This window comes from Lactococcus taiwanensis, from assembly GCF_014905395.1.
Lineage (GTDB): Bacteria > Bacillota > Bacilli > Lactobacillales > Streptococcaceae > Lactococcus > Lactococcus taiwanensis.
In genome coordinates, this window is record NZ_BNDT01000013.1 from 1 (window position 1) to 1,652 (window position 1,652).

4 protein-coding genes are annotated in these 1,652 nt (G+C 39.6%); all 4 read left to right on the forward strand.

Going from position 1 to position 1,652, the window contains the following annotated elements:
* Positions 1–55 precede the first annotated feature (55 nt).
* On the forward strand, positions 56–298 hold the full coding sequence (locus JKP71_RS09480) for a GlsB/YeaQ/YmgE family stress response membrane protein (RefSeq protein ID WP_200407808.1): 243 nt from the start codon (positions 56–58) through the stop codon (positions 296–298).
* 26 nt (positions 299–324) lie between these two features.
* The gene (amaP, locus tag JKP71_RS09485; RefSeq protein WP_200407809.1) at positions 325–885 is read left to right on the forward strand and encodes an alkaline shock response membrane anchor protein AmaP; all 561 of its coding nucleotides are present in this window, start codon (positions 325–327) and stop codon (positions 883–885) included.
* Between the two features lie 12 nt (positions 886–897).
* Positions 898–1,086: a DUF2273 domain-containing protein gene (locus JKP71_RS09490; protein WP_200407810.1), complete on the forward strand. Its 189-nt coding sequence runs from the start codon at positions 898–900 to the stop codon at positions 1,084–1,086.
* Between the two features lie 21 nt (positions 1,087–1,107).
* The coding region (locus tag JKP71_RS09495) for an Asp23/Gls24 family envelope stress response protein (RefSeq protein ID WP_200407811.1) at positions 1,108–1,652 on the forward strand (545 nt) is incomplete at its 3' end.

Consider the following 1,652-nt stretch of genomic DNA (forward strand, 5'->3'; position numbering starts at 1 on the left):
AGATGTATGCAATAAATTACCTAAAAAGACAGTGCATACTAGAAAGAGGTATTTTATGATTTGGTCGTTAATAGTAGGAGCTATTATTGGTTTGATTGCAGGGGCAATCACAAATAAAGGGGGATCGATGGGCTGGATCGCTAATATCCTAGCCGGACTTGTCGGATCCTTTGTCGGACAATCCCTCCTTGGGACGTGGGGACCTTCCCTTGCGGGAATGGCCTTGATTCCTTCCATCATTGGAGCGGTAATCGTTGTGGCCGTGGTATCCTTTATCTTAGCTAGAATGAACCATTAAGAGTAACACTCCAGAAAGGAGGCCTTATGTCTACTGGAAAGAAAATTATACTCTTCATTCTTGATCTCCTTTTGCTGACTTTAGTGATTCCAGCAGCTTGGGATTATTACCAAACGATGGATTATCAGTGGATGGTCAATGATTCAAGCCAGCTCCCTTATGTGGGGCAATACCTGCCCACCTATCTCTTTTGGGGCTTTACGGCTTTAAGTCTTCTTCTTATCTTAGGCTTACTTATAATTTTGTTCTATCCAAGAACTTATCTCGAAATCAACCTCTCTGATAAAGGTGGGACATTAAATTTGAAACGTTCTGCGATTGAAGGGTTGGTAAGAGAAAAAGTTATTGAGAACGACTATCTTAAATCCCCCAACATCATTGTTACTCTACACAAGCATAAAGTAGAGGTAGAGGTGAAGGGTGAGATTATCCCACGGGTCGAAGTGGCCCAGAAAGCTCAACTTTTAGAACAGGAAATCGTTGAAGCACTTAAAAACTTCTTTGGCTTAGAGCAACAGATTAAAATTGATGTGGCAGTCAATAATATTCATAAAAAAACGAGCTCAAAAAGTTTGCGAGTTGTATAAAAGGAGGAAACGATGGAAGAACTGGAAAAATATCGTTATCCAATCATCGGAGGGGTAATTGGTGGCGTAGTTGCTATTGCCTTCTTCACCCTTGGATTTTGGAAAACAATTCTGCTCCTTATTTTTATCGTGATAGGCATCTTTGTAGCTCTGTATTTACAAAGGACAGGATTAATCGAACAATTTAAAAACCGTAAATAAAGATAGACGAGGAGAAATAATATGGTACAAGAAAATATGAAACCTTTTGGCACAATGGCAGAAACACAAACTAACCCTTCTGATAAGACAACACCTGCTCATGAAATTAATGGCGAATTGACTTATGAAGATAAAGTGGTTCAAAAAATTGTAGGGTATGCTTTGGAAAACGTTGATGGCTTACTTGCGGTTGAAGGAGGATTCTTTTCTAATTTGACAGGCAAGTTAGTCAATACGGATAATGTCACTTCTGGCGTTGATGTGGAAGTGGGTAAAACCCAAGTCGCAGTGGACTTGAAAGTCATCACCGAGTATGGCAAAAACGTACCGGATATTTATGAAAAGATCAAAGCCGTTATTCTTAAAGAAGTGGCGAATATGACTGATTTAGATGTTGTGGAAGTCAATGTGACTGTGACGGATATCAAAACTAAAGCTGAACAAGAAGAGGATGAAGTCACAGTGCAAGACCGTGTGGTAGGTGCTGCACAAAGCACTGGTAAATTCACTTCTAAACAAGTAGATAAAGTGAAAGACAAAGTTGATGATATGACACCTGAAAAAGG